Below are 26,061 nucleotides of genomic sequence, written 5' to 3' on the forward strand. Positions count from 1 at the left end.
GAGCGGATGGGGCGGCACGGTTACTAGATCGATGCCTTTGCCTCCGGAGTGTGCCTCCGGCTCAACACCCCTGCGACGTCGGCTCGATGGTCACCTTCGCCCGCCGGTCGGCGATCCGCACGTCGCTGTACTCGGTGTGCGGCACCCGGAACCAGACGTCGTCCTTGCCGGTCGTGACCTGAGCGCCGGACACGTCGTCGAGCCGCACGCACCAGTGCTCGCGGCGCACGACGCGGGTGTACCTCTCGGTGCCGCGGCGCACCTTGTGGCAGTCGCGGTCGGTCTCGGTCGTGTACCAGGTCCTGGTGCGGCCCTTACTGCGCTTGGTGTGCTTGACCCGGTGGGTGTCGGTCTCGCACTTCCTGACGTAGTGCGGCCGGGTGGAGGTGGCGGTCCTGCGGGTGACGTGGCGTTCGATGTCGCGCACGCCGGTGACCTTGGTGCTCTTCGCCTTGCGGGGCGTCTGCTGGTCGACCGTGACGCTGCCCGTCCTGCCGCTGCCCGACGACGGGGACGCCTCGCCGGTGTCACCGCCGCCGCACGCGGTGAGCGTGACGACGAGCGCCAGGGTGAGTCCGGCCAGTGCGGGGCGCCGCTTCACGGACGTAGCTCCTCTTCCTGTACACGTCAGGTCCGCGGAAGCGTATCCGATCATGGGCGACGGCCCCGCACCAGGTCCGTCAGGCGTACGTCTCGAACTCGGCGACCTTCGGGGTCCCGGTGGCGCCGGTGATCTCGAAGGTGATCTTCTTCAGGGAGGCGGCCGGGAAGGAGACGGTGCCCGCGCCGCTGCCGGTCTTCAGGACCGCTCCGGTGTCGGCGTTCAGCAGCCGCCAGGTTCCGATGGCGCCGGTGGCGCCGGCGGCCTCGCGGATGCGGACGGAGGAGACGGTGGTGGCCGAGCCCCACTTGACGGACACCGCGCCGGTCGTGCCGGACGGCGACCAGTAGGTGCTCGGGTCTCCGTCCCGTACGTTGCCGTAGCTGGTGCCGGACGCCTTGCCGGTGCCGTCGGCGCCCGCGGCGAGGCTGAGATTGGTGCCGCCGGGCTCGGTCGGCTCCGGCGTGGTCGGGCTCGCCGTCGGGGTGGCGGTCGGGTCCGGGCTCTGCGGGGAGCAGCTGCCGTCCGACACCTTGAGACCGGTGCCCGCGCCGGCCGTCCGGGTCACCACGTCGGGCACGCAGTTCGCGGCGTCGAGGGTGTACGCGTACGGGACGGAGACCGTGGTGTTGGAGACCGGGTCGGGCCCGGCCGGGTCGGTGTCGTCACCCGGCGACGACCAGGTCACGTTGTCGAAGATGTTGCCGCTGACCTGCCAGTATCCGGCCAGGTCGGTGTAGAAGGTGCCGAGGACGTCCTTGGAGTCCTTGAAGTAGTTGTTGTCGACCTTGGCCTTGGCGCCGACGCGGGAGTTGATGCCCGACTCGTTCAGGCTCACGTAGTAGTTGTTGTAGATGTGGGCCGTGCCGCCGCGCAGCAGGGGTGCGCGCGAGTCGATGTTCTCGTACAGGTTGTGGTGGAAGGTGATGAAGCTGCTGTCGATGTCGCTGTCGCTGGAGTTGATCAGGCCGCCGCGGCCCGAGTTGCGCAGCGTGCTGTACGACAGGGTGACGTAGCGGGTGTTGGCCTTCAGGTCGAAGAGTCCGTCGTAGCCGTCGGACTCGCCGCCGGAGGCGAGGAGGTCGACGTGGTCGACCCAGACGTTGTGGACGTCGTTCTCCATGCCGATGGCGTCGCCGCCGTTGGAGGTGGGGCTGCCGGACTTCTTGACGTTCCGGACGGTCACGTTCTGGATGATGATGTTGCTGGACTCCCGTACGTGGATGCCCAGTTGGTCGAAGACGGCGCCGTTGCCGACACCGACGAGGGTGACGTTGCTGATCTGCTTGAGCTCGATCACACCGGCGGCGGTGTTGCAGCTGTCGCCGGACACCTTGGCGGTGTTGGCGTGGTTGATGGTGCCTTCGACCTCGATGGTGATCGGGGTGTCGCTCGCGGCCCGGCCGCACAGGGCCTCGTGGATCTGGGTTCCGGTGGTGGCCCTGACCGTCGTCCCGCCGGCGCCGCCGGTGGTGCCGCCGTTCTGGGTGGCGTAGCCGGAGGCGCTGCCGGCCGCGGCCGCCGATGCCGAGGGCATCGACAGGACCGCTCCGGTGGCGGCGGCCACGCCCATGGCGGCCGCCACCGCGTAGATCTTCCGTGCGACTCGTCGTCTCATGCTGGTGTCCCTGTTCCTACTCGGATTCCGGATGGTGCTCCTGGGCGCCGGGGTCGGCACCGCGGGATGGAGCAGCTGTGCCGGATCCGGAAGCGGCAAGGCGCTTCCACGGGACGGATCGTCACAGAAACAAAGCGCGGAGAAAGCGCTTTCTGGCGGCGAGAATAGGGGCCCGCCGTGCCGCCCGCAAGGTGCCGGACGCACGTCGCCGCCCTCGCGGCTCGGGCGATCTACGCCCGGCTCGACGGTCCGAACTCGGCCATCGCGGCCCCCACCATGGCTTCCAGGCGGTCGTGGTGCGCGCCGCGCCAGTACACCCGGGCGCACAGGTCGCACTGCGCGAAGACGTCGTAAGCGGCCCGGGTGCCGCCCTGGAGCCGGTCGGCGACCTCCTCCTTGCGGGCTTCGGACAGGGTGCCGTTGCAGGCGGCGCAGCGCGTCCAGGGGCGGAGTTCGGGCGCGAACCTGCCGAGGACGTCGCGGAGTTGGTCGTCGGGACGGTCGCTGTAGACGTAGGCGCCCGCCCACAGCTCGCGGCGGCGCAGCAGTCCCCGGTCACGGCTGAGCATGACCCGCTGTTCGGCGGCGGAGCGGGCGGCGAGTGCCGGGTCGCCGATGTCGACGGCCTCGTACGCGGTGTCGACGCCGAGCAGCCGCATGCGGCGGGCGAGGGTGCCGAGGTGGACGTCGAGGAGGAAGCGGAGCGGGGCGCCGGGCACCTCCTGCGGCCGGGTCACGGCGCGCACCTCGGCCCGCTCCCCCGCCGCCGGGATGTGCGCGGCGCCCGTCTCGGCGCCGTCCACGAGCAGCGTGCCGACCTCGGTGAGCGGCACCCCCAGCGACTCGACGACGTGCCCGAGCGTGGAGACGCCGTCGACCGCGAGCGGGGCCGGTGCTCCGCCCCGGAAGGCTCGCGGCACGAAAAGGCCCAGTTCGGGGGCGACTTGGACGAGGATCTCCGGACCGTTCATCGGCACAGAATGCCACGTTGACGCGAAGAGGGGTTCCGGGCGGCGGGTTGCGGGACAGATAGGCGTACGGAGCACACGCACGCCCCGGCCGGGGATCCGAGAGAAGGCGAGCACCCATGACCGAGCATCCGCGCGGCCTGCCGTCCATGTTCCTGGACAGCAGCACCTCGTCGTTCACCCGCTTCGTCGAGCACGTCGCCCCGCACACCCTGCCGTGGAACCGCGGCACGGGACCGGTGCACGACGTGCCGCACGGCACCACCGTGCTCGCGCTGACCTTCGACGGCGGCGTCCTGATGGCCGGTGACCGCCGGGCCACCATGGGCAACGTCATCGCCCAGCGCGACCTGGAGAAGGTGAGCCGGGCGGACGACCACACGGCGGTGGCGTTCGCCGGGACGGTCGGACTCGCCAAGGAACTCGTCCGGCTCTTCCAGCTGGAACTCGCGCACTACGAGAAGCTGGAGCGCCGCTCGCTCACCCTCAACGGCAAGGCGCAGCGGCTGGCCGCGATGATCCGCGACCATCTCGCGGAGGCGATGCAGGGCCTGGTCGTGGTCCCGTTGCTCGCCGGGTACGACACGGCACGGGGGGTGGGCCGCGTCTTCAGTTTCGATGTCACCGGCGGCCCGTACGAGGCGGTCGGCTTCCACTCGGACGGGTCCGGATCCCCTTATGCGCGCGGGGCGTTGAAGAAGCTGTACCGGCCGGGTCTGTCCGCGGCGGACGCCACGACGGTGGCCGTCCAGGCGCTGTACGACGCTGCGGACGACGACTCGGCGACCGGTGGCCCCGATCTGAGCCGGCACATCTATCCGTCGGTCGCCCTGGTCACCGAGGAGGGCTACCGGCAGGTGCCGGAGGCGGAGGTGCGCGCCGTGGCGGCGTCGGTCGTGGCGGCCCGGTCGGGGGCGCCGGAAGGTCCGAGGGCGCCGCTGCTCTGAACGGGGGCGGCGGGCCGATGCGCGCAACTCCCCTGCGGAATCGCGGGGACCGGCATCCATTCCGAGCTCCTGGCCAGGGGCGGGGTGTACGCCGGTCTTCGGCCGGCCGCCCGAGCGGTTCCCGTTTCGGGGCGCGTACGTGCCCGCGCGTGCGACGGCGGCTTCGGCGATCACTTCCCTCACCGGGCCGCTTCGTCCGGGGCGACGGGCAGGACCGCCGTCGCCCCAGTCGCGCGCGGGACGACTCCGACGCCCGGCGGCATGCGGTCGGTCGATCGGGCACAAGGCCGACGTCCGGGCCGCCCCGGTCCGTGCAGCCCGGTGAGAGGATGCGGGGCCGAGGGAGAGGAGCCGGGGCGGATGGGGCGCGCGGAACGGGAGGTTGTCGCGGGTGGTGTGCGGCTGCACGCGGCGGCGCGGTCGCTGCTGGACGATCACGAGCGGGCGGTGCGGGCCGCGCGGGAGGCGCTGGCGCCGCTCCTCGACGACGAAGTGACGCAGACGCTCGACGCGATGCCGGTGTCCCGGCTCCAGGAGGCGACCGAGGGCAGGCTGCGCCTCGACCCCGTCGAGGCGAGCGGGCTGCGCACGGTCCGGCAGGTGCTCGACGCCGGGCCCGGACGGCTCCAGCAGATCCCCGGCGTGGGACGCGTGACGTCCGTCCATCTCCTCGGCGCGGCGCGGCGCCTCGCGGACGCCGTGCGCGAGAGCGCCGCCGTGCACATCGACGTGGACCGGCCCGAACCGCGCACGACGGCGCTCGTCGCCGCCCTGCACGTCCTGGTGGCGGCGGGCCCGGACGGGCGGCGGGCCGTGACCGAGGCCGGCGCCCTCGCCCGGCGGCTCGGCCCGCTCCTGGAGACGGCGCGGCCCGTCGCCGGCCGGCTGCGGATGCTGGTCGCCGGACGGGACGGGCGGACCCGGGCGCTGGCGGCCGTGGCCGAGGTGCGCGGGACCACCGAGGAGGCGGCGCGGGCGGGCACCGGTGAGCTGCTGGCCCAGGCGTCCGTGGACCTGCTGCGCGGGCCCGCGTCCGAGGCGGCCGCCTGGGTCGACTTCGAGCTGCGCGCCGCCGAGTACTACGGGGTGCTCGGGGAGATCGCCGGGCAGGCCCCCGACACAGCCGCCGCCGAGGGGTTCCTGCCCGCCGGCATCGCCGACGAGGTGCGCACGCAGCAGCTCACCGACACCGGGCTCCGGGTGTCGCTGCGCGGCTACCAGACGTTCGGCGCGCGCTTCGTGCTGGCCCGGCGCCGGGTGGTCCTCGGCGACGAGATGGGCCTGGGCAAGACCGTGCAGGCACTCGCCGTGCTCACCCATCTCGCCGCCGAGGGGCAGAGCCACTTCATGGTGGTGTGCCCGGCCGGGGTCCTGGTCAACTGGACGCGGGAGATCGAGACGCGCAGCCGGCTGCGCGCCGTCCCGCTGCACGGGCCGGGACGGCAGGACGCGTTCGCCGACTGGAAGGGGCGCGGCGGTGTCGCCGTCACCACCTTCGACGCCCTGCGCGGATTCCCCGTGCCCGGCGGCGGCGAGCTCGGCATGCTGGTCGTCGACGAGGCGCACGCCGTGAAGAACCCGCGGACCCTGCGCGCGCAGGCGGTCGCCGGGTGGGCGGCGCGCTGCGAGCGGGTCCTGCTGATGACCGGCACCCCGATGGAGAACCGGGTCACGGAGTTCCGCAGCCTGGTGCGGATGCTGGACCCCGGGCTCGCGGACCGGCTCGACACGGAGGCCGGGCTCTCCGGTTCGGTGGCCTTCCGCACCGCGGTCGCCCCCGTCTATCTGCGCCGCAACCAGGACGACGTCCTGACCGAGCTGCCCAGCCTCCAGCACACCGACGAGTGGGAGGAGCTGAGCGCGTCGGACGCGCGGGCCTACCGCGAGGCCGTGGCCGCGGGGAACTTCATGGCGATGCGCCGCGCCGCCTACGCCCGCCCCGAGGGGTCCGCCAAGCTCCAGCGGCTGCGCGAGCTCGTGCGGGAGGCGGGTGAGAACGGCGCCAAGGTGGTGGTGTTCTCCTACTTCCGCGATGTGCTGGACGCGGTGCACGACGCCCTGGAGGCCGACAACGACGCCGAGGGCGCCGAACCCCCCGGCGGCGGACCGGTGTTCGGCCCGCTGACCGGAGGCGTGCCGCCCGCGCGCCGGCAGGCGCTCGTCGACGCGTTCTCGGCCGCGCCCGGGCCCGCCGTGCTGGTGGCGCAGATCCAGGCGGCGGGGATCGGGCTCAACATCCAGGCCGCGTCCGTGGTGATCCTGTGCGAGCCGCAGATCAAGCCGACCCTGGAGCACCAGGCCGTCGCACGGGCGCACCGGATCGGCCAGGTCCGCTCGGTGCGGGTGCACCGGCTGCTCGCGCCGGGCGGTGTCGACGAGCGCATGGTGCGGATCCTCACCACCAAGGACCGGCTGTTCGACGCGTACGCCCGGCGCAGCGCCACGGCGGAGGCGAGCCCGGACGCGTTCGACGTGTCGGACGCGGAGCTGGCCCGGCGGATCGTGGCGGAGGAACGGGCCCGCCTCGGCGTGCGCGACGAGACCTAGCCGTCGCGGGCGCGGCGTCCGCTCACGCTCCGCTGTCGCCCGCGAGACGCCGCGCGCTCCGGCGCACCGGCACCCGCGGGCGACGACCCAGTTCACGCCCCGTTCCCCGAACGACCATGCCTCCGGCACCTCTTACGAGTGATAACTGCCCGTGATGGTGAACCGGGGCGCCGTCGGTCCGCATCATCACCCATGTCCGCATCCGCACCACCTGCCCGTACGGCAGGGCCGACGAGGGGGAGACCATGGGATCCGACCGGGGGCACGGGGTCACGCACCGTGACGACCCGCACGACGCGCAGCTGAGCGGTCTGTTGACACGCAGGAGACAGGCCCTGGGGCTGACCGTGGAGCAGGCGGCTCGCGCCACGGGCCTGGCGGAGCACCGCTACACCGCGCTGGAGCGGGGTGCGGGGCACGGCATCGACCTCGGCGGCCTCAAGCGCGTGGCGGGCGGTCTCGGTCTGACCGGGCAGCCGCGCGAAACCTTCCTGCTGCTCGCGGCGGACCCGGACGTCACCGCGTACGACCTCGTGGAGCGGCGCCGACCCAGCATCGAGGAGCTGGCCCACATCGACCTGATGGAGCCCAACCCGGCGCTGATCACGGACCACGCGTGGAACGTGCTGGCGGCGAACGCGTCGGTGGCGCGGCTCCTCACCGACCCGGCCGAGGCGCCGGACGGGGACCGCAATCTCGTGCTGTGGACGCTCACCGACGGCGCGGAGCGGCGGTTCGCCGACATCGACGAGGTCCGCGCGGACGCCGTCGCCCGGGTCCGCGGGGCCCTCGCCCAGATCCCGGCCGACGCCCCCTTGCAGGCGCTCGCGGGCCGGATCACCGCCGATCCGTTGGGGGCGAGGCTCTGGCGCTCGCGCTCACCCCGGCTGCCGGCCGAGGCGTCGGCGCGGCGGTTGCGGCATCCGCTGTACGGCGAGGCGTCGGTCCTGGTGACGACGTCACGGCTGCCCGGCGGGCTGCAGTTGATCGTGCATCACGCGGCGCATCTCATCCAGAGCCCGGCGCCCCGTTGATCGGGGAGATTTCCGGTTTGCCGTCGCGACCAGCCACGACGGTGGCGCGCCTGGCGGACGGGCACGAGGGAACCGGTGCTACTTGACGCGCATCTCGCACCGCATCCGGCGGTCGTGCCCCACCTCGCGCACGGGACCCGTCAGGGTGAGCGGCACCGTGTGGTGGACGTGTTCGGCGGAGGCGGCGATACGCAGTTCGAGGGCGCCGGGTTCGACGGTGCGGCGGCCGTCGGCGCCGGTGTACGCGGCGAGGTCGGCCGGGAAGGTGGCCCGGACCTCGGCGCTCGCCCCGGCGTCGAGCGGCACCCGGGCATAGCCGACGAGCCGCACCTCGGGGCGGGCGACGGTGCCCACGGGGTCGTGCAGGTAGAGCTGGACGACCTCGGTGCCGGGCCGGTCGCCGGTGTTGCGGACGGTGAGCCGGAGCGTCGTCTCGCCGTCGGTGGCGAGTTCGGGGCTGTCGCAGTGCGGCGCGTCCCAGCTGAACGTCGTGTACGACAGACCGTGGCCGAAGGGGTGCAGCGGTGTCGGGTCCACGGTGCTGGGATCGCCGTGCCGGCCGAGCGGCGGTGCCAGATACGGGGCGGGCTGCCCGCCGGGACGGCGCGGTACGCCGACGGGGAGCCGTCCGGACGGGTCGACGCGACCGCTCAGCACACCGGCGACGGCGGCGCCGCCCTCCTGACCGGGGAAGAACGCCTGCACGACGGCGGCGGCCCGGTCCGCCCAGCGCCCGAGCGCGTAGGGCCGGCCGCTGAGCACGACGACGACCGTGGGTGTCCCTGAGGCCAGCGCGTCATCGATGATCTCCCCCTGACCGTAGGGGAGTTCGAGGTCGGCCGCGTCGCAGCCCTCCCCCGAGGAGCCGCGCCCGAACAGCCCCGACCGGTCGCCGACCACGGCGAGGCAGATGTCCGCGTCCGCCGGATCGGCGACGAACTCGGCGCCGGGCAGCTCCGCGCGCAACGCCTCGGCGAGGGTCAAAACTGCGACACCCGCCGGAAGTTCGGGGTGGTGGACGCCGACGTGGCGGGGGAACGTGTAGCAGCCGAGCATCGCCGCCTGCTCGTCGGCGAGCGGGCCGACGACGGCGAGGCGCGGGGTGCTGGGCAGCGGCAGGATCCCGGAGTCGTTGGCGAGCAGCACCACCGACTCCTCGGCGAGGCGCCGGGCGATGTCCCGCATGTGCGGCGGGTCGAGGTCGACGGGGGTGTCGCCGGAGACCGGTTCCCAGTCCGGGTCGAGCAGGCCGAGTTCGCACTTCTGGGTCAGGACACGCAGCGCGGCCCGGTCGAGGAGCGCGTCGGCGGGCCGGTCGCTGATGTCGACGCAGCGGGCGGCGGGCAGTTCCACGTCCACACCGGCCGTGAGGGCGAGCCGGGCGGCGTCCGACGCCGACTCCGCGACGCGGTGCGCGGACTCGAGGAACGACAGGCCGAAGTAGTCGGAGACCACCGTGCCGGTGAACCCCCAGGTCTCGCGCAGGAGTTGGGTGAGCAGCTCGGTGTTGGCGTGGCCGGGGACGCCGTCGATGTCGTTGTAGGCGGGCATCACGGACCGGGCGCCGCCGTCACGGACCGCCATCTCGAACGGCGGCAGCAGGACGTCGGCGAGCTCGCGGGGTCCGACCGACGCGGGCGCGTGGTTGCGGGCGGCGCGCGAGGCCGAGTAGGCGGCGAAGTGCTTGAGGGTGGCGACGATGCCGGCGGCCTCCAGACCGCGGACGTAGGCGGTGCCGATGGTGCCGACGAGGTAGGGGTCCTCGCCGATGGACTCCTCGGTGCGGCCCCAGCGCGGATCCCGGACGACGTCGAGGACGGGGGCGAGCCCCTGGTGGACACCGACCGCGCGCATCGACGTACCGATCGCCTGCGCCATGTCGGTGACCAGGGCGGGATCGAAGGTGGCGCCCCACGCCAGCGGGGTCGGGAAGACGGTCGCCCGCCAGGCGGTGAATCCGGTGAGGCATTCCTCGTGGGCGAGGGCGGGCAGGGCGAAGCGGTTCCCCGCGCGGATCGTGCGCTGGAGCGCGGCGAGCCGGGCGGCGCCCTCGGCCGGTTCGACGGGCACGGTGCCGAAGGGGCGGGTCAGATGCCCGAGCCCGTACGGCAGGAGACCGTCGAGGGCCGCGCTGCGGTCGGCGTAGGCGTGCTGTCCGGGGGCGACCTCGACGGCGTCGCCGTCCGGTTCGGTGCCGAGCCACACGCTGGACAGCTGGGCGGCCTTCTCCTCGGGGGTCATCCGGGCGAGCAGGTCCGCCGCCCGGACGTGGGCGGGCAGTGCGGTGTCCTGCCAGGGCTCGACCATGGAACTCCTCAGGTACGGGATGTGCGGAAAGCGGCGGCCTGCGGCGGGGGTCAGCCCTTGGTCGCGCCCATCGTGATGCCGCCGATCAACTGCCGTTCGGCGACGGCGTAGAAGGCGAGCGCGGGCACCATGGACAGGACGAGGTAGGCGAAGACGCGGGCGGTGTCGGCCGAGTACTGGCCCTGGAACTGCTGGACGCCGACGGGGATCGTCCACCAGGTGGGTTCGCTGAACACCAGCAGCGGCAGCAGGAAGTTGTTCCAGCTGGTCACCACGGCCAGGACGGAGACGGTGCCGAGCGCCGGCCGGGCCATCGGCAGCAGGATCCGCCAGAAGAAGCCCAACGCCGAGCAGCCGTCGAGGGTGGCCGCCTCCTCCAGTTCGCCGGGGATCTCCCGGAAGAAGTTGCGCAGAATGACGATGGTCATGGGCAGGCCGAACGCGGCCTGCGGCAGGATCACGCCCCACGGGTTGTCGAGCAGCCCGAAGGTGCGCAGCAGCACGAACAGCGGCAGGATCGCGACGGCGAACGGGAACATCAGGCCGACGGTGAACAGCGTGAAGAGGAACTCGCGCCCGCGGAAGACGAACCGGGCGAGGGCGAACGCGGCGAGGGCCGCCACGGCGACCGTCAGGGCCGTCGTGCCGACGGCGATCAGCGTCGACGAACCGAGTGCCCGCCAGAACGCGCGGTCCTCGAGGATCGACGTGTAGTTGTGGACCACCCACGGCGAGGGCAGGCCGAAGGTGTTCCCGGAGAGCTGGTCGGTGGACTTGAACCCGGAGACAAGCGCGTAGAGCAGCGGCGTGATCATGACGACGCCGATCACCCACACGGTCACGTAGAGCGGGACCGAGCGCAGCCTGCGCCGCCGCGCGGCGGCCCGTGCGGTGAGTGTGATCCCGGGGGCCGACCGTGTCGGCTGCGTCGCCTGCGTCACCTGTGGCGTCTGTGGCGTTTTACCCGTCTCTGTCGTCATCGGGCACCTCGCATGTTCGTGAGGGCTCCTTCGGTGTCGCGGCGCAGCACATAGCGCTGGTAGAAGACCGCGAAGACGAGGCTGATGAGGAACATGACGAGGGAGATCGCGCTGGCGTAACCCATCTGGTAGCGCTTGAAGCCGTACTGGAACATGGTGACCGCCATCGTCTCGGAGTGGTGGTCGGGCCCGCCCTGGGTGGCGACCCACACCAGGTCGAAGAGCTGGATCGCGCCGATCACCGACAGGAAGACGCTCATCCTGAGCGTGGGACCGAGCAGCGGCAGGGTGACGTTGCGGAAGCGCTGCCAGGCGTTCGCGCCGTCGATGCGGGCAGCCTCGGTGAGTTCGGGCGGGACGCCTTGCAGTCCGGCCAGGTAGAGCATCATGTGGAAGCCGAAGTACTTCCAGGTCATGACCAGGAAGAGGGTGGCCATGACGGTGTTCTGGCCGGAGAACCACAGCCCGCCGACGCCGTCGAGGCCGATCGTGCCGAGCACCTTGTCGGCGAGTCCGCTGTCCGGCGCGAAGATCATGCTGAACAGGACGCCGGTGATGACCTCCGACAGCACGTAGGGGGCGAAGAACAGCATCCGGTAGACGGCGCGGCCGCGCAGCTTCTGGTTGAGGAGCACGGCCATGGCGAGCGCGAACGGCAGTTGCAGGCCGAGCGAGAGCAGGACCAGCAGCAGTCCGCGCCACAGGTCGCCGAGGAAGACCGGGTCCTGGAAGAGGCGGCTGAAGTTGCCCAGGCCCGCGAAGTCCGAGGGCGAGCCGAATCCGCCCCAGTTGAACAGGGAGACGTATCCCGCGTACAGGATCGGGAGCATCACGAAGACGGCGAAGAGGATCAGGCCGGGGACGGTGAACAGGAAGGCGGTCAGCCAGTCGCGCGCCCGCCGGGCCAGGGGCCGCCGGTTCCCCTCCTGACCGGCCGGCGGCACCTTGCTCACGGCGGGGCGCGGGCCCTCGGTGCGGGACGAGGAAGTCATCGTCATCTACTGGCTCTTGGCGACCTGGGTGATGGAGCGGGTCACCTGCTCCGGGGATCTGGAGCCCGCGATGAGGGCGGCCACCGAGTCGTTGACCTCCTGGCCGACGGCCGGCGGGTAGGCCTGGTCGAGATAGAGCTGGAAGCCGGTGGCGGCGTTCAGCAGGTCGGAGACGGCCTTGAGGTTGGGGTCGGTGAGGGCGTCCTGGGCGGCCTTGTTCACCGGGATCACTCCGGCGCCCTTGACCAGCTCGCGGTTGGTGCCGGCGCTGACGAAGAACTTCAGGAAGTCGACGGCCTCCTTCGGGCCGCCCTTGCGCAGCGCGTAGCCGCCGCCTCCGCCGAACACGTCGGTGGCCTTCCCCTTGCCGCCGTCGACCGACGGGAACGGGAAGAAGCCGAGGTCGTCGCCGATGCCCTTGCCCTCGGCCTCCTGCGTACTGGGGGCCCACTGGCCCATCAGCTCCATCGCCGCCCGGGCGTTTCCCATGGTGGCGGCCTGGCCGGTCGGGCCCGCGTACGCGGCGCCGAGGAACCCCTTCTGGAACGGCTTCAGTTCGGCCAGTTCCTCGAGGTGTTCGCCTGCCTTCACGAAGTCGTCGCCGGTGAAGTCCTTGGCGTCGGCGGCCTTCTGCATGCCGTCGATCCCGGCGATCCGGATCGCCAGATAGGCCCAGTAGTACATGCCGGGCCACTTCTCCTTGCCGGCGAGGGCGATCGGGGTGACGCCCGCGGTCTTCAGCCTGCGCACGGCGTCGAGGAACTCGGTCCAGGTCCCGGGCGGGCCGTCGATCTTCGCCTTCTCGAAGAGCGCCTTGTTGTACCAGAAGCCGACGGCGCCGATGTCGTTCGGGACGGCGTACGTCCTGCCGTCGAACTCGTAGGCCGCCCGCGCGGCGGGCACGAGTTCGTCGATCCAGTCCTTGACCTGGTCGGTGACGTCCTCGGTGAGACCGGCGTCGATCTGCTGCTTGAGCACCCCGCCGCCCCAGGTGTTGTACAGGTCGGGCAGCTTGCCGGAGCTGACCAGGGCCGTCATCTTCGACTTGAAGGCGTCGTTCTCCAGGGTCACGACCTTGATCCTGACCTTGGGGTGCGCCTTCTCGAACGCCTTGGCCTGCGCGGCCCACAGGCTCTTGCCGGGGTCGTTGGTCTGGATGTGCCACCACTCGAAGACGGTCCGGCCCTGGCTGTCGGTGCCGCCGGAGTCGGAGCCCCCGCAGGCCGTGAGCACGGCCGTGCCCAGTCCGGCGACGGAGACCACGCCGAGGAACCGGCGGCGGGAGAACGAGGACGAGGACGACGGAGCAGTGGCTGGCATGGCACACCTTCCGGAAGCGATCCGAAAATTATCGGGAGATGGCCACGGAAGTTACGGGCATGCGACGGGGGTGTCAACGCCCTTGACGAAAAGGGCCGTTGACACCCCCGGAGTCCCTCGCCACGGAGGGCGGCGCCTCAAGTGGCGCGCGGGGCCGCCGTGCTGGCCCTGACCACGAGTTCCGTCGCCAGTTCCACGCGCGGCGAGGCGGGTTCGACGGAGCGCGCCAGGTCGAGCACCGCGCGGGCCGCCAGCTTGCCCATGTCGGAGAGGGGTTGGCGGACCGTGGTGAGCGGCGGCGAGCACCAGCGGACCTCCGGCAGGTCGTCGAAGCCGACGACGCTCAGGTCCTCGGGCACGCGCAGACCGCGCCGGCGCAGCGCCTCGATCGCGCCGAGCGCCATCTGGTCGCTGGACGCGAAGACCGCGGTGGGCGGGTCGGCCAGGCCGAGGAGGTGGTCGGCGCCGGTGAACCCGGACTCGTGGTAGAAGTCGCCGGGCACGATCAGTTCGTCGTCCACCGGTACGCCCGCGACGTCGAGCGCGGCGCGGTAGCCGTCGAGCCTGGCCCGTGAGCACAGCAGCCGCGGCGGGCCCGCGATGAAGCCGATCCTGCGGTGCCCGAGCGCCAGCAGATGCTCGGTCGCGGCCATGCCGCCCGCCCAGTTGGTCGCGCCGATCGTCGGCATCTCCGAGGTGGGCGACCCGGCCGGGTCGATGACCACCAACGGCACACCCAGGCGCCGCAGTTCGTCGTGCAGTCCCGGTTCGAGCACGGACGTCACGAGGATCACGCCGTCCGAGGCGCGGGCCCGCAGATTGGTCATCCACTGGCGCGCGTCGCCCGCCCGGTCGTGGATCGCGGAGACGACCGTGCCCACGCCCTGCTCGTGCGCGACCTCCTCCACGCCCCGGATGATCTCGACGGCCCAGGGGCTGTCCAGGTCGTTGAAGACCAGGTCGAGCAGGGCCGCGCGGTCGCCGGGCGCGGGCGGGCGGCGCCGGTAGCCGTGCCGGTGCAGCAGGTCCTCGACGCGGGCCCGGGTGGCGGGCGAGACGTCGGAACGTCCGTTCACGACACGGGAGACGGTGGGCACGGACACCCCGGCCTCCCGTGCGATGTCGGTGATCGTCACCTTGGCCGGCCCGTCCGGGCGCCGCGTGGCTGTCCTGCGCTGAGCGCCTTCCCCGGCCACGTTCCCCACCTCCGTCGACAACTCCGCCCGGAAGAGGCTCCGGGCGCCTTGCGGAGAACCGTAGGACACGCGGCGGACGGGCGGCTGCACACGGCGACGACGCTACCGGAAGTGTTCCAAAAGTTCTCGGCCAGTGTGCCGACGCCGGAATGTCCGGCTTCCGGTTAGCGTTGGCCGATATTGGCATCGGCCGATATCGGAACGTCCCGCGGCGGAAGGCGGCCCACAGTGCACGGCGAGTACAAGATCCCCGGCGGCAAGCTGGTCGTGGTCGATGTGGAGGTGGCCGACGGTGTCCTGAGCGAGGTGCGGGTCGCCGGCGACTTCTTCCTGGAGCCCGACGAGGCGCTGCCCGCGATCGACGCCGCGCTGACCGGCGCCCCGGCCGACGCGGACACGGCGGCGCTGGCCGCCCGGATCGACGCGGCGCTGCCCGCCGGGACGGTCATGCTCGGCCTGACCACCGAGGGTGTCGCCACCGCCGTGCGGCGCGCGCTCGCCCGCGCCACGGACTGGCGGGACTTCGACTGGCAGCTGATCCACGACGCCCCGCAGTCCCCCGTGCTGCACATGGCCCTGGACGAGGTGATGGTCGAGCAGGTCGCGCTCGGGCACCGTCCGCCGACGCTGCGGGTCTGGGAGTGGGACCGCCCGGCGGTGATCATCGGCAGTTTCCAGTCGCTGCGCAACGAGGTGGACCAGGAGGGTGTGGCGCGGCACGGGGTGGACGTCGTGCGCCGGATCTCGGGCGGCGGCGCGATGTTCGCCGAGCCTACGTCCACGATCACGTACTCGCTGGCCGTGCCCGAGTCGCTGGTCTCCGGGCTCTCCTTCCAGGACAGTTACGCCTATCTCGACGACTGGGTGCTCGGCGCACTCGCCGACATGGGCATCAAGGCCTGGTACCAGCCGCTGAACGACATCGCGACGGACGTCGGCAAGGTCGCGGGCGCCGCGCAGAAGCGGGTGGCCGCCGGGCAGGGCGCGGTGCTGCACCACGTGACCATGTCCTACGACATCGACGCCGACAAGATGGTCGAGGTGCTGCGCATCGGCCGCGAGAAGCTCTCCGACAAGGGCACGAAGAGCGCCAAGAAGCGCGTCGACCCCCTGCGCCGGCAGACCGGGCTGCCGCGCGAGGAGGTCATCGCCCGCATGATCGACTCGTTCCGGGGGCGGTACGGGCTGACCGACGGCGAGGTCACCGGGGCCGAGCTGGCGCGGGCCGAGGAACTGGTGCGCACGAAGTTCGGCACCCCGGAGTGGACCGCGCGGGTGCCGTAGCGCCTGCCGCCCCGGGCGGGAGATGAACGAGCGGGTACGCGACCCGCTACATGCAACCCACCGGCTCGTCCCTCCCCGGCCAGCGCTCCACGGCGCCGTCGGCGTCGCGCACGTACGCCCGCGACTTGTCCGGTGCCAGCCACAGTTCCCGGCCGTCGTGGCGGTAGCCGGTGTCGACGGCGTCGGCGGGCAGCGGCACGTCATTCGCGTACGTCGTCGTCAGTCCGTCGAGATCGGCCAGTTTCCGCTCGGGGTCACGAAGGAACTGCCGTCCGCGCAGGCGCCCGTCGTCGCCGCGGCCGAGGGTCAGGAACTCCACGGACTGCCAGTCGCAGTGCTCGGCGCCCATCCAGCCGACGACCTTCGCGGTGGACACGGCCCTCCCCCGCGTGTCCTGCCACACCATGACCGACAGCCGCGCCCGCTCGCGGGCCCGGTACTCCGACGGGTCGCACGCCGCGTGCGTCTCCGCGAACCAGCCGCGCCGGTCCTCGGCCACGATCACGGCCGCCCGGGTGCGGCCCGCGACGTCGTACGAGTACAGGACGCGGTGCCCGCTGCGAGCCTCCACCCGGTAGCCGCGGTCGGGCATCTCGTAGAAGCCGTCCGCCGCCTGCCGGGCCAGGGCCTCGGCCGCCGATCCGGCCCCGTCGTCACCCGACCCCTCGTCGGCGAACGCCCCCGCCTCGTGGGGTCGGCCCGTGCACTCCAGTGTCAGCAGGGCCGCGCCGCCGCCCTCCAGGGGGCTGTCCTCGCCGACCCGTTCGGGTGTCTTCGCCTTCAGCGGACCGCTGTACGGCGTCGCGGGCGCCGCCGGCTTCGCCACGATCAGCCCGTCGGGCACCTCGGTGCCGCACGCCGTGAGCGCCAGCAGGCCGACGGCGGCCGGAACCGCCCGGCGCAGTGCATTGCGCATCGTCGTACCACCCTCCCCGCACGGCGCCCGGTGCGCCGTCCCGCCCTGGGACGCGGGAGGGAGCCGGAACGTTCAGCCCGTCACGGGCGGACCTGGATCACGGCGTGCGTCCCCGCGGTGCGCCAGGCGCCGTCCGGGGCCGCCGCGTCGAGCGCCCGCTCCGCATCCGCGTCGAGCCCCACGATCACCTGCGACTTCAGGGTGCGCAGCGCGGCCACCGGACCGGGGAAGTACGCGGTGCGCCCGGCGAACGGCGTGGTCGGGGGCCAGAGCCGGTCGCCCACCAGGCGGCGGTAGTTGAGATCTCCCTTGAAGAGGGTGACGGTCGCGCGGGCGAAGTCGGCCCGCAGGTCGTCGGGCATGTCCGCGTAGGGCAGCGGCGCGCAGGAGAACGGGTGGGCGCGCACCTCGAGCACCCCGTCGCGCATCGCCGTCCAGAGCCGGGTGCCCGCCGCGTGCGCCGCGGTGTGGGCCTCGACCGCGGTCAGATGGCGCAGCGCGTCGAGGACGTCGGCGGTCGTGGCGTCGGAGACGTAGTACGGGTACGGCTTGACGTGGAGGACGACGCGGGCGGCCCGGCCGTGGTGCAACAGGTGGTCGGCGAGCAGCAGATCGGGGACGAGTTCGCGGCCCGCGTTGTCGGCGACCAGGTACACCGTGTTCGGGGCCCCGGCGGGCAGCAGCCGCCACAGGGCGGCGGAGTCGTCGACGATCACCGGTGACTCGGTCCCGCCGTCGCCCGGCGTCCCGGCTCCCATCCGGAAGCCGAGGTCGGCGCGGTTGCCCCACAGGGAGCCGTGCAGCAGCGCGGCCGCCTGTTCGTCGAGCGGCCGTGCGGCGATCCGGTCCAGGGCGGCGCGCTCCGCGTCGGCCTCGGCGGTGTGCAGCTCGGCCAGTTTGAAGGGGCGGAACGGATCGACGCCCTGCCACGGCCCCGGGCCGAAGTAGCCGACGGCGTCGAGGAGTCTGCGGTAGAAGTAGCTCTCGGCCCACAGGAACGGCGTCTGGAGCCAGGGCCGGCCGATGTGCTCCGGCGCGCCCCAGACGTCCCACCACGCCCGCCCGGGCGCGTCGGCGGCGAGGGGCCCGATCGCTCCCCCGGTGCTCTCGCGCAGCAGCGCGTCCAGGGCGCGGCGCTGCTCGGGCGGGTACGGGAAGGCGTCGAGCAGCCGTCGGACCAATGCCGGGTTCCGATCGAGGAACACGCCGCGGGGGAAGGAGCCGGGCTCGTCGCTCACGACGACCGGGGCGTCGGGGGTGGGATCGGGCAGCATGCGGCCTCGTCGTACGTCGTCCTGGGCGGGTGGTGGAACGCCGATGCTACGGGCCCTCCACCAGCTCGCGGAGGCGATCGAGGTCGGCGGCGACCGTGTCCGCGTCCCGCTCGAAGTCGGCGTCGCTCGTTCCCGGCTGCCGGCGGAGGGTGAAGACGACCTCGCTCTCGTCACCGTCGGGGATCACCCGGACCGGGTTGTGGAAGGTCTCCCCGGACGGCAGCGTGACGTGGTGATCGAGGACGCCCAGGTCGTTGCGCGGCACGAAGCTCACGACGACCCGTCCCAGCGGGGAGGAGTCGGCGACCCACTGGCCGTCGACCTCCTCGATCGAGGCGCCGAGGCCATGGGCCCACGCGGGGAGGTTCAGCGGGTCCGCCGCGTAGGCGTAGACCTCGTCGGCCGTGCGGTGGATGTGCACGCCGAGGTGGCGTGACGTTCTGTCGGCGCTGTTCATGGGGCGATGCTAAGGGACCGTCCGCGCTGTCTTCTTGAACGAATCGGACCGGGGCGCGCCGGACGCCCCGGGAAGCGTCGAGTACCGTCCTGGGAGAGAACGCGCAGGTGAGTGAGTTGCGCTGAACAGCCCGGGGGGGCCATGAACAGGAAAAGTGCCCAGGACACGCACGTGGCGGCGCACGGGATCACGCACGGGGTCGAGGGGCAGCCCGACTGCTGGACGCGCGCCGCCGAGCTGGCCGTGCGGCACCGCGCGGTGCTGCCGCGGCGCGGCGAGCGGGTCGCGGTCGTCGGGTCCGGGGCGTCGTACGCGATGGCCCAGGCGTACGCGGCGCTGCGCGAGGCGGAGGGACACGGCGAGACCGACGCGTTCAGCGCGTCGGCGTTCCTGTACGGCCGTGAGTACGACCGCATCGTGGCCCTCACCCGCACCGGTACGGCGCCGGTGATGCAGCGGCTGCTCGGCAAGGTGCACGACAGCGTGCCCAGCGTCGCGATCACCGCTTCGCCCGACGCGCCCGGCATCGCCGACCACACGCTGCGCCTGGACTTCGCCGACGAGCCGCGGGAGGCGATCGCCACCCTCTTTCCCACCACCGTGCTCGCCCTGCTCCGGGCTCACCTGGGCGAGAACCTGGACGACGCCACCGACGACGCCTACGAGGCGATCGAGGAGTCACTGCCCCAAGTGCTGCTCGGGGCACGGCAGTTCACCTTCCTCGGCTCCGGCTGGACGTACGGCATCGCGGAGGCGGCCGCACAGCTGATGCGGGACAACGCGGGCACCTGGGCGCAGGCCTACCAGGAGCCGGAGTACCGCCCGCGGCCCGCCGGGCCGGGGCAGGAACAGGGCGAGGTCACGTGGGTGTTCGGCGACGTGCCCGAGCAGCTCGCCCAGGCGGTGCGCGAGGCCGGCGGCACGCTGGTGTCGTCCGCCCGTGACCCGCTGGCCGAACTGGTCCGGGTGCAGCGGCTCGCGGTCGCCGGAGTGGCGCGGCCCGCGACCTGAGCCGGAGGCGTCAGCTCAGGGGGTGGCCCACGATGCTGTACGTGACGGCAGGGACGTCCTGCGTCGCGTAGAAGTGGCCGACGCGGGCGTCGAAGCGGGCGCTGTCCCCCGCCTCCAGGTGGTGGCGCACGTCGTCGACGATCAGGTCCACCCGGCCGGACACGACCATCACGTACTCGACGGAACCGGCGCCGTGCGAGCTGAGCTGGCTCTGCGAGTGCGGGTGGAGGCGGGAGCGGTAGATCTCCGTACGGCCGTGGCCGGGGGCGGCGAACAGGAGGTTCACGCTCGTCTCGCCGTCGGGCTCGTCGAGTTCGCCGGCCCGCACGATGTGCGGGGGCAGCAGGGAACGTCGCAGCAGGTCCGCCGGGTCGGTGCCCAGCGCCGCCGCGATCCGGTGGAGCACGTCGAGGGTCGGATTGGCCTCGGCGCGCTCGATCTGGGAGAGCAGCCCCTTGCTGACGCCGGTCGCGGCCGACAGCTCGCGCAGGCTCCAGCCTCCGGCCAGGCGGCGCCTGTTGAGGTTCACCGACAGGGCGTCCCGCGCCCCGTCGGACGCGGCCGCCGCCGGGGCACCGGCCGCCTCGGCGGGGACGGCGGGCGTCGTGGGAACCGTGGGCACCGTTTCTCCTCGGCAACTGGCCTGCACGCCGGGGCCGTACAGGGAACATGTGCTGGTCAGCGTCAGTCTAGGGGGTCCGGCGACGGTTGTTCAGCCGGCTGCGGCGAGCATCCTCCGGGTCCACGCGTGGCGGGGCCGGTCCAGGACCTCGGCGGCCGTTCCGTGCTCCACGAGTTCCCCGCGGTACATCACGGCGACGTCGTCGGCGATCTGCCGGACCACGCCGAGGTCATGGGTGATGAACAGCACCGCGAACCCTTGTGCGCGGCGCAGATCGGCCAGCAGGTTGAGGAGTTGGGCCTGCACCGAAACATCGAGGGCGGCGACCGCCTCGTCGCAGATCAGCAGCTCCGGGCGGACAGCCAACGCCCGGGCGACGGCGACGCGTTGGCGTTCACCGCCGGAGAGCACGCCCGGTCTGCGGTCGGCGTAGTGGCCGGGCAGGCCGACCTGGGCGAGGAGTTCGGCGATCAGGGCGGTCGCCTGCTCGGCGCGGGCGCGGCGGCCGGTCGCGTCCAGCCGCCCGGCGGCGGACAGTGCCTCGCGCAGGGTGGTGCCGACGGTGCGCAGCGGGTTGAGGGAGGAGTACGGGTCCTGGAAGACGATCTGCACCCGGGAGGCGAGCGCGGCCCGCTCGGCACCGGCCGGGCGGCGGCCGGGGGTCAGCGGGACGCCGCCGACCTCGGCGGCGCCCGAGGAGAAGGTCTCCAGGCCGACGGCGATCCTGGCCAGGGTGGTCTTGCCCGATCCGGATTCGCCGACGAGGGCGGTGACCCGGCCGCGCGCCACGCTCAGGGAGACGTCACGGACGGCGGTGTGCCGCTGCCCGCCCGAGCCGAAGGTGCGGTGCACGCCCTGGAGCCGCAGGGCCGGGCTGTCGTCGGCGGGTGCGCCGGTGCGCGCCTCCGCGAGGGCGGTGGCCTGCGGGCGGGGCGCGGCGAGCCGGTCACCGAGTTCCGCGGCGCGGACACAGGCGTTCTGCCTTCCGCCGGATTCCTCGGGCCACAGGCGCGCCGGGGTGGTGCGGCAGACGGGGGCCGCGTGGGCGCAGCGGTCGGCGAAGGGGCAGCCTGCGCCCCGGCCGCCGGGAGCGGGCACGGATCCCGGAATGACGGGCAGCCGCTCGTAGCGCTCGCGAACGGACGGCTCCGCAAGCAACAGACCCTGTGTGTAAGGGTGTTGGGGATCCGCGCCGAGTTCGGCGGAGCGGCCCTGCTCCAGAACGGAGCCCGCGTACAGCACGTAGACCCGGTCGCAGGAGGAGAAGGCGACCCGCAGGTCGTGGGTGATCAGGACGAGGCCCATGCCCCGGTCGCGCTGGAGGCCGCGCAGCAGATCGAGGACGGCCTGCTGGTTGGCGGCGTCGAGGGCGGTGGTGGGCTCGTCGGCGATGAGCAGTTCGGGGTCGCCGGCCAGGGCGGCCGCGGCGGCGACGCGCTGGCGCATGCCGCCGGACAGTTCGTGCGGGTAGCGGTCGGCGGTCTCGGGGCCGAGGCCCACCTCGGCCAGGCGCGCGGCGACCTCGGCGCGCCGGGCCGCGCTCCGGGCCCGGCGTCCGGTGGCTCCGATGAGGGCGGGCAGGTCGGGGCGGAGCCCGTCGGCGATCTGCCGGCCGCAGGTCAGCTGCGGGTGCAGCATCGTGAACGGGTCCTGCATGAGCAGCGTGACGCGGCGTCCGCGCAGTGCGTGCCGGGCCCGCTCGGGCAGGTGCCGGACCTCCTCGCCGCCCAGCCGTACGCTGCCGCCCGCGACGGCGGTGCCCTCGGGCAGCAGGCCCACCACGGCGCGTGCGGTGAGGGACTTGCCGCTGCCGGACTCGCCGACGACGGCGACGCTCTCGCCCGGCCCGACGCGCAGGTCGATCCCGTCGAGGAGGGTGACGGGGTCGCCGGGACCGGCGGTGGCGATCACGCGCAGGCCGCGGACGTCCAGCAGGGGGCCGCCTCCGGTGGCGGTGGTCCGGCCGGGATCCGTCGCCTCGGACGGCTGAGACATCAGGACCTCCGGTCGGAGAAGATTTCGAAGAGCCGGTCGCCGAGCAGGTTCAGCACCACGGCGGAGACGACGATGGCGAGCGCGGGAGCGAGCGCGGCGGACGGGTTGTCGTAGAGCAGCGTGCGGTTCTCGGCGAGCATCCGGCCCCAGTCGGGAGCCCCGGGCGGCACGCCCAGGCCGAGGAAGGACAGGGACGACAGGGCGACGATGGCGCCGGCGAAGTTCAGCATGGTGTTCGCGACGACCACCGGGAGCACGTTGGGCCAGATGTGCCGGACCATCACGGTGGTGCGGGACAGTCCGAGGGTCTCGGCCGCCTCCACGTACGCGCGGTGGCGCTGTTCCAGGACCGCGGACCGGACGAGGCGGACGTCGCCCGGCGAGGTCAGCACCACCAGGACGGTGACGGCCAGCAGATAGCCCCCGCCGCCGATGCCCGCCACGACCAGCGTGACCAGGAGGGCGGGCAGGGCGAGGAGCAGATCGGCCCAGCGGCGCACGAGGACGTCGGTGAGGCCGCCGAGATACCCGGCGGTCAGGCCGAGGACATTGCCGATGACCATCGATCCGAGGGCGACGAGGGCGGCTCCGGCGAGCGTCGAGCGCGCGCCCGCGACGACCATCTGCGCGATGTCCCGGCCGAGTTCGTCGGTGCCGAGCGGGTGCGCGCCGTCCGGCATGGCGGCGCCGGTCAGCAGGTCCTGCGCCGCGAAGTCGGGGAAGATCCACTGCCCGGCGATCGCGGCGAGGGCGAGCAGCAGCACGACCGCCGCGCACACGAGGGTGAGCGGCGCGGGCCTGCGGCGCCGGCGGCGGACGGGTGTGCGGGGGGCTTCGGTGAGGGTGTCGGTGGTCATGCCTGCCTCTTCGCGCGGCGGGGCGCCGTCGGTGCGGGACGCAGCCGCGGGTCGGCCAACGGGTGGAGGAGATCGGTGGCGAGGTTGGCCAGACAGATCAGTGCGGCGATCAGCAGCGCCTCGGCCTGGACGACCGGCACGTCCCGGAACGTCACCGACGAGACGAGCAGTTGTCCGAGCCCCGGCAGGGCGTAGACCTGCTCGACCATCACGGTGCCCGCCAGCAGGTAGGCGAGGACCAGGCCGATGCCGGTGGTGACGGGTACGACGGTGCCGCGCAGGACGTAGCGGGTGAGGACGGTGCGGGTGCGGACGCCGCGGGCGCGCGCGAAGGTCACGTGCTCCCGGTCGAGTTCGCGGATCACCGCCGTGCGGGTCAGTTTGAGCAGCACACCCGTGACGGCGAGGCCCAGGGTGACGGCGGGCAGGACCAGGTGGAGCAGCCGGTCGCCCGCGCCGCCGTCGCCGGTGCCGTAGGCGGGGAACCAGCCGAGGAGCAGCGAGAACACGTAGATGAGGACCAGTCCCCCGGCGAACGCGGGCGTGGACAGGGCGACGACACCGAGGCTCTGCGCCACCCGGTCGCTCGTGCGACGGGCGCGCAGCCCGGCGAGCACGCCGAGGGGAAGTCCCACGAGGAGTGCCACGGCGAAGCCCAGCAGGACGAGTTCGACGGTGAGCGCGAGCCGGTCGCCGAGCACCGCGGAGACGTCGGCGCCGGTGCGGATGGAGACCCCGAGGTCACCGCGGACGGCGTCGAGCAGCCAGTGTCCGTACTGTGCGGCCAGCGGTTCGTCGAGCCGGTACCGGGCGCGTACGGCGGCCAGCGCGTCCGGGGTGGCGTTGCGGGCGCCGAGCAGGGTGCGGGCCGGGTCGCCGGGCGCGAGCCGCACCAGGGCGAACACGGCAACGGACAGCACGGCGAGCAGCGCCGCGGTCCCGGCGAGCCGGCGGGCCACGTAGCGCCAGGGCAGTGCCGTGCCGAGCCGCTCGCGCAGCCGGGGCGCGGGCAGCGGCCTGCCGTCGAACGACGCGCCGGTGGCGGGGAGTTCTGCGGTCACGGGGTCCGGTCCTTCGCAGGGTGGGCGGTGTCCTCGCCGACGACGTGGCGGGCGAGCCAGGCCTCGGCGCGGGCCGCCGCGTCGAGGAGGTGCGCGGGGTCGGTGAACTCGTGGCCCTCGCCGGGGTAGACGTGCAGTTCGACGGGGGCCGCGCCGCCCCGGCTCCAGGCCCGGTACAGCTCGTGGGCCTGGGAGACGGGGGTGACCCGGTCGCGTTCGCCGTGCAGCACCAGGACGGGGATGTCGGGTGCCGGGCGGAAGACGGGCGAGTTCGCGACGAGCGCGGCGCGGCCCTCGGGTGTCCGGGCGTCGCCGATGCCGTAGGTGTGCTCGTAGCCGCCGCCGATGTTCGAGGTGTGGGCGAAGCTGAGCCAGTCGGTCGGCGCGGAGACCACGACGGCGGCGCGGAAGGCGCCGCTGCGGGCGGCCGTGGCGGCGAGGTGTCCGCCGTAGCTGTGGCCGAGCACGGCGGCTCTGCCGGGTGCGGCCTCGCCGCGCTCGACGGCGGCGGTGACGCCGGTCAGCAGGTCGTCGAGGTCGCCGCGGCCGAGGTCGCCGACGACGCCGAGGGCGTGGTCGAGTCCGTAGCCGCTGCTGCCGCGCACGTTGGGCAGCAGGACCAGCCAGCCCGCCGCGGCGAGCGCGGGGGCGAGGCCGAGGACGTCGCCGGGGGCGTGTCCCGCGGACCACTGCCAGGACGGACCGCCGTGCACCAGGACGGCCAGGGGGCGGGGGCCCGTCCGGCCCATGCCGGGGGCCGGGGTGCCGGGCGCGTCGAGCAGGAGACCGTGCACGGGGCGGCCGTCGGCCGAGGTCCAGGAGGTCTCGCGGGTGCGGACCGGGGCGAGTGCGGTGTGCGCCGCGGCGTGCGGGTTGAGCCCGGTGACGGGACGCCAGGACCACGCGTCGGGACCGGCGGTGGCCGCCACGACGGCCTGAGGCGGGCGGCCGGGGGCGTCGAGGACGGCCGCGGCGAGCGTGCCGTCGGCGCTGAGCGCGAGCGCGGGCTGGAAGGCCGGCCCGCCGAGCACGGCCTGTTCCTGCCACACGGTCGTGACGTCGGCGCCGCCGTCGGCGGCGGGGTCGAGGCGGACGCGTGCGATCCGGCTACCGGTTCCGGCCCAGCCCGCCAGCAGGAGCCGGTCCGCCGCGTGCGGGTCGGGGAGCAGCCAGGTGGCGTCCTCGGCGGCGGTCGGGCGGGTGACGGTGCCGTCGGCGAGGTCCACGAGGACCGGTCGCCCCGCGACGATGGAGATCCCCTCGACGACGACGGCGCGCCGGCCGTCCGGGGTCAGGGCGGGGGCGGCCAACTGCCCTTGCGGTGCGTAGAGGGTGCGGGTGCTGCCGTCGGTGAGGTCGACGTGGGCGAGCCGGCCGCGGTAGTAGCCGCTCGGCAGGTTCTCCGGCGAGACGGTCGCGACCGCGCGGGGGCCGCCGCGCCAGGCGACGTTCCACACGGTGAGGCCGGGCGGGCCCGCCTCGCGCAGAACGACGGTCTCCGGCTGGGCGGGCAGCGCGGCGTGCAGCAGCCGTCGGCGTCCGGCGTCGGGCCGGAAGGACTCGGGGGCGGGGTTCCGGCCCAGCCGTACCGGAAGCCCGAGGTGCATGCCGTCGCGCTCGGCGCCGTCGTCGGCGACCAGCAGCAGCACCTCGCTCCCGTCGTCGGCGACGAGCAGGTCCTCGGTCTCGCCGGGGATCGACGCGAGCGTCGTCGTACGGCCGTCGAGGGTGTCCCAGAGGGTCAGCGCGGGCAGTGCGGCCGGGGTGTCGGACCCGGTGACGAGCAGCAGGGTGCGGGAGTCGGGCAGCCAGCGCGGGAACTGTCCGGCGAGGGTGCCGCCCGTCTCGCGTCCGTCGGCCTCCACGAGGCGGACGTGGGTGCCGCCGGATCCTGCGACCGTCACCGCCACCTGCCGCCCGTCGGGGCTCGGCCGCGCCTCCAGCGGATGGTCGAGGTCGAGCACCGCCTCCAGCACGCGCCGCACCGCGGCTGCCGCGGGCCGTTCACGGACGGGCCGTTCGCGGACGGGAGAGGGGGCGGGGCGGGGCATGCTCGTTCCGTTCGTGGTGCCGG

The 26,061-nt window shown here is 73.5% G+C and carries 21 protein-coding genes; 5 read left to right on the forward strand and 16 right to left on the reverse strand.

Annotated features, from left to right (window positions below; translation table 11 throughout):
* Nucleotides 1-61: 61 nt before the first annotated feature.
* From ABT127_RS05420 to ABT127_RS05430, 3 genes are all read right to left on the reverse strand, one after another.
* Complete coding sequence (locus ABT127_RS05420; protein WP_351444823.1) at nucleotides 62-601, reverse strand: hypothetical protein; 540 nt, start codon at nucleotides 599-601, stop codon at nucleotides 62-64.
* 79 nt (nucleotides 602-680) lie between these two features.
* Nucleotides 681-2,219, reverse strand: a complete 1,539-nt coding sequence (locus ABT127_RS05425; protein WP_351444825.1) for a pectate lyase family protein — start codon at nucleotides 2,217-2,219, stop codon at nucleotides 681-683.
* A gap of 230 nt (nucleotides 2,220-2,449) precedes the next feature.
* Entirely contained in the window at nucleotides 2,450-3,190 is a 741-nt protein-coding gene (locus ABT127_RS05430; protein WP_351444827.1) for a Mut7-C RNAse domain-containing protein, read from the reverse strand.
* 116 nt (nucleotides 3,191-3,306) lie between these two features.
* Between ABT127_RS05430 and prcB the strand changes: the two genes are divergently transcribed.
* From prcB to ABT127_RS05445, 3 genes are all read left to right on the forward strand, one after another.
* The gene (gene prcB / locus ABT127_RS05435; RefSeq protein WP_351444829.1) at nucleotides 3,307-4,134 is read left to right on the forward strand and encodes a proteasome subunit beta; all 828 of its coding nucleotides are present in this window, start codon (nucleotides 3,307-3,309) and stop codon (nucleotides 4,132-4,134) included.
* Between the two features lie 360 nt (nucleotides 4,135-4,494).
* Nucleotides 4,495-6,681: a DEAD/DEAH box helicase gene (locus tag ABT127_RS05440; protein ID WP_351444831.1), complete on the forward strand. Its 2,187-nt coding sequence runs from the start codon at nucleotides 4,495-4,497 to the stop codon at nucleotides 6,679-6,681.
* A gap of 245 nt (nucleotides 6,682-6,926) precedes the next feature.
* Nucleotides 6,927-7,715 carry a helix-turn-helix transcriptional regulator gene (locus tag ABT127_RS05445; protein WP_351444833.1) on the forward strand — a complete coding sequence of 263 codons (789 nt, stop codon included), beginning with the start codon at nucleotides 6,927-6,929 and terminating at the stop codon, nucleotides 7,713-7,715.
* A 78-nt stretch (nucleotides 7,716-7,793) separates the two neighbouring features.
* On the opposite strand, the gene ABT127_RS05450 is transcribed toward ABT127_RS05445, so the two are convergent.
* From ABT127_RS05450 to ABT127_RS05470, 5 genes are all read right to left on the reverse strand, one after another.
* Nucleotides 7,794-10,022 carry a glycoside hydrolase family 3 N-terminal domain-containing protein gene (locus ABT127_RS05450; protein WP_351444835.1) on the reverse strand — a complete coding sequence of 743 codons (2,229 nt, stop codon included), beginning with the start codon at nucleotides 10,020-10,022 and terminating at the stop codon, nucleotides 7,794-7,796.
* A 50-nt stretch (nucleotides 10,023-10,072) separates the two neighbouring features.
* Nucleotides 10,073-10,837, reverse strand: a complete 765-nt coding sequence (locus ABT127_RS05455; RefSeq protein ID WP_351445409.1) for a carbohydrate ABC transporter permease — start codon at nucleotides 10,835-10,837, stop codon at nucleotides 10,073-10,075.
* 161 nt (nucleotides 10,838-10,998) lie between these two features.
* Complete coding sequence (locus tag ABT127_RS05460; RefSeq protein ID WP_351445411.1) at nucleotides 10,999-11,994, reverse strand: carbohydrate ABC transporter permease; 996 nt, start codon at nucleotides 11,992-11,994, stop codon at nucleotides 10,999-11,001.
* Between the two features lie 6 nt (nucleotides 11,995-12,000).
* Nucleotides 12,001-13,314, reverse strand: a complete 1,314-nt coding sequence (locus ABT127_RS05465; protein ID WP_351444837.1) for an extracellular solute-binding protein — start codon at nucleotides 13,312-13,314, stop codon at nucleotides 12,001-12,003.
* Between the two features lie 137 nt (nucleotides 13,315-13,451).
* A complete protein-coding gene (locus ABT127_RS05470; RefSeq protein WP_351444839.1) occupies nucleotides 13,452-14,510 on the reverse strand; it encodes a LacI family DNA-binding transcriptional regulator in 1,059 nt (352 codons plus the stop codon).
* A 228-nt stretch (nucleotides 14,511-14,738) separates the two neighbouring features.
* Here ABT127_RS05470 and lplAB point away from each other — a divergent pair, with 228 nt between their 5' ends.
* A complete protein-coding gene (gene lplAB, locus ABT127_RS05475; RefSeq protein ID WP_351444841.1) occupies nucleotides 14,739-15,794 on the forward strand; it encodes a lipoate-protein ligase LplAB in 1,056 nt (351 codons plus the stop codon).
* Between the two features lie 46 nt (nucleotides 15,795-15,840).
* Here lplAB and ABT127_RS05480 read toward each other — a convergent pair whose 3' ends face one another.
* The 3 genes from ABT127_RS05480 to ABT127_RS05490 form a co-directional block, all read right to left on the reverse strand.
* Nucleotides 15,841-16,710 (reverse strand): hypothetical protein, encoded by an 870-nt coding sequence (locus ABT127_RS05480; RefSeq protein WP_351444843.1) that lies wholly within the window; start codon nucleotides 16,708-16,710, stop codon nucleotides 15,841-15,843.
* An 80-nt stretch (nucleotides 16,711-16,790) separates the two neighbouring features.
* Nucleotides 16,791-17,984, reverse strand: coding sequence for a damage-control phosphatase ARMT1 family protein (locus ABT127_RS05485; RefSeq protein WP_351444845.1), 1,194 nt, complete (start codon nucleotides 17,982-17,984; stop codon nucleotides 16,791-16,793).
* Between the two features lie 46 nt (nucleotides 17,985-18,030).
* A complete protein-coding gene (locus tag ABT127_RS05490) occupies nucleotides 18,031-18,441 on the reverse strand; it encodes an SRPBCC family protein (RefSeq protein WP_351444846.1) in 411 nt (136 codons plus the stop codon).
* 141 nt (nucleotides 18,442-18,582) lie between these two features.
* Between ABT127_RS05490 and ABT127_RS05495 the strand changes: the two genes are divergently transcribed.
* On the forward strand, nucleotides 18,583-19,452 hold the full coding sequence (locus ABT127_RS05495) for an SIS domain-containing protein (RefSeq protein ID WP_351444848.1): 870 nt from the start codon (nucleotides 18,583-18,585) through the stop codon (nucleotides 19,450-19,452).
* Nucleotides 19,453-19,462: 10 nt separating this feature from the next.
* Here ABT127_RS05495 and ABT127_RS05500 read toward each other — a convergent pair whose 3' ends face one another.
* The 5 genes from ABT127_RS05500 to ABT127_RS05520 form a co-directional block, all read right to left on the reverse strand.
* The gene (locus ABT127_RS05500; protein WP_351444850.1) at nucleotides 19,463-20,074 is read right to left on the reverse strand and encodes a helix-turn-helix domain-containing protein; all 612 of its coding nucleotides are present in this window, start codon (nucleotides 20,072-20,074) and stop codon (nucleotides 19,463-19,465) included.
* Nucleotides 20,075-20,164: 90 nt separating this feature from the next.
* On the reverse strand, nucleotides 20,165-22,069 hold the full coding sequence (locus ABT127_RS05505; protein ID WP_351444852.1) for an ABC transporter ATP-binding protein: 1,905 nt from the start codon (nucleotides 22,067-22,069) through the stop codon (nucleotides 20,165-20,167).
* The gene (locus tag ABT127_RS05510) at nucleotides 22,069-22,926 is read right to left on the reverse strand and encodes an ABC transporter permease (protein WP_351444854.1); all 858 of its coding nucleotides are present in this window, start codon (nucleotides 22,924-22,926) and stop codon (nucleotides 22,069-22,071) included. Before ABT127_RS05510 ends, ABT127_RS05505 begins: the two co-directional genes overlap by 1 nt.
* Nucleotides 22,923-23,987: an ABC transporter permease gene (locus ABT127_RS05515; protein WP_351444856.1), complete on the reverse strand. Its 1,065-nt coding sequence runs from the start codon at nucleotides 23,985-23,987 to the stop codon at nucleotides 22,923-22,925. Before ABT127_RS05515 ends, ABT127_RS05510 begins: the two co-directional genes overlap by 4 nt.
* Nucleotides 23,984-26,038 carry a prolyl oligopeptidase family serine peptidase gene (locus ABT127_RS05520; RefSeq protein WP_351444858.1) on the reverse strand — a complete coding sequence of 685 codons (2,055 nt, stop codon included), beginning with the start codon at nucleotides 26,036-26,038 and terminating at the stop codon, nucleotides 23,984-23,986. The genes ABT127_RS05515 and ABT127_RS05520 overlap by 4 nt, the downstream gene beginning before the upstream one ends.
* Between the last annotated feature and the right edge of the window lie 23 nt (nucleotides 26,039-26,061).

The sequence above is a fragment of the Streptomyces sp. NPDC001904 genome (genome assembly GCF_040297005.1).
Lineage (GTDB): Bacteria > Actinomycetota > Actinomycetes > Streptomycetales > Streptomycetaceae > Streptomyces.

Bases quoted from the DNA above. Each gene is read 5' to 3' on its own strand.
- ABT127_RS05490 (WP_351444846.1), bottom strand. From the start codon at position 18,441: ATGAACAGCGCCGACAGAACGTCACGCCACCTCGGCGTGCACATCCAC.
- prcB (WP_351444829.1), top strand. From the start codon at position 3,307: ATGACCGAGCATCCGCGCGGCCTGCCGTCCATGTTCCTGGACAGCAGC.
- ABT127_RS05455 (WP_351445409.1), bottom strand. From the start codon at position 10,837: ATGATCACGCCGCTGCTCTACGCGCTTGTCTCCGGGTTCAAGTCCACC.
- ABT127_RS05450 (WP_351444835.1), bottom strand. From the start codon at position 10,022: ATGGTCGAGCCCTGGCAGGACACCGCACTGCCCGCCCACGTCCGGGCG.
- ABT127_RS05480 (WP_351444843.1), bottom strand. From the start codon at position 16,710: ATGCGCAATGCACTGCGCCGGGCGGTTCCGGCCGCCGTCGGCCTGCTG.
- ABT127_RS05430 (WP_351444827.1), bottom strand. From the start codon at position 3,190: ATGAACGGTCCGGAGATCCTCGTCCAAGTCGCCCCCGAACTGGGCCTT.
- ABT127_RS05460 (WP_351445411.1), bottom strand. From the start codon at position 11,994: ATGACTTCCTCGTCCCGCACCGAGGGCCCGCGCCCCGCCGTGAGCAAG.
- ABT127_RS05440 (WP_351444831.1), top strand. From the start codon at position 4,495: ATGGGGCGCGCGGAACGGGAGGTTGTCGCGGGTGGTGTGCGGCTGCAC.
- ABT127_RS05465 (WP_351444837.1), bottom strand. From the start codon at position 13,314: ATGCCAGCCACTGCTCCGTCGTCCTCGTCCTCGTTCTCCCGCCGCCGG.
- ABT127_RS05425 (WP_351444825.1), bottom strand. From the start codon at position 2,219: ATGAGACGACGAGTCGCACGGAAGATCTACGCGGTGGCGGCCGCCATG.
- ABT127_RS05445 (WP_351444833.1), top strand. From the start codon at position 6,927: ATGGGATCCGACCGGGGGCACGGGGTCACGCACCGTGACGACCCGCAC.
- ABT127_RS05495 (WP_351444848.1), top strand. From the start codon at position 18,583: ATGAACAGGAAAAGTGCCCAGGACACGCACGTGGCGGCGCACGGGATC.
- ABT127_RS05505 (WP_351444852.1), bottom strand. From the start codon at position 22,069: ATGTCTCAGCCGTCCGAGGCGACGGATCCCGGCCGGACCACCGCCACC.
- ABT127_RS05510 (WP_351444854.1), bottom strand. From the start codon at position 22,926: ATGACCACCGACACCCTCACCGAAGCCCCCCGCACACCCGTCCGCCGC.
- ABT127_RS05485 (WP_351444845.1), bottom strand. From the start codon at position 17,984: ATGCTGCCCGATCCCACCCCCGACGCCCCGGTCGTCGTGAGCGACGAG.
- ABT127_RS05520 (WP_351444858.1), bottom strand. From the start codon at position 26,038: ATGCCCCGCCCCGCCCCCTCTCCCGTCCGCGAACGGCCCGTCCGTGAA.